The following is a 289-nucleotide window of genomic DNA, read 5'->3' as shown; positions in this document are numbered from 1 at the left end:
AGACTGGAGAATCGTCAGGAAGTCGTTCTGACTGTTGTTGATGTGGCGGCATTATTTCGCCGCGTCAGCGAAGCGCGCACCGTGCAGTTGGCAGAAAAAAACATCACTCTACATGTTATGCCCACTGAGGTTAATGTTGCTGCTGAACCGGCGTTACTGGAGCAGGCGCTGGGGAATTTACTGGATAACGCCATCGATTTTACCCCCGAGAGCGGTCGCATAACGCTAAGCGCCGAAGTGGATCAGGAACACGTCGCCCTTAAGGTGCTGGATACCGGTAGTGGTATTC

Annotated in this window: 1 protein-coding gene; it reads left to right on the top strand. The window is 52.9% G+C overall.

The features are described from left to right. Positions 1–289 (top strand): ATP-binding protein (locus ACNQ0T_RS23975; protein WP_417930468.1); only part of this gene is annotated, 289 nt, incomplete at both ends.

Source organism: Enterobacter cloacae complex sp.6700776 (assembly GCF_048284255.1).
GTDB lineage: Bacteria > Pseudomonadota > Gammaproteobacteria > Enterobacterales > Enterobacteriaceae > Enterobacter > Enterobacter intestinihominis.
Note: the sequence above shows the minus strand (reverse complement) of the source record. Positions and strands in the feature narration are given on the sequence as shown.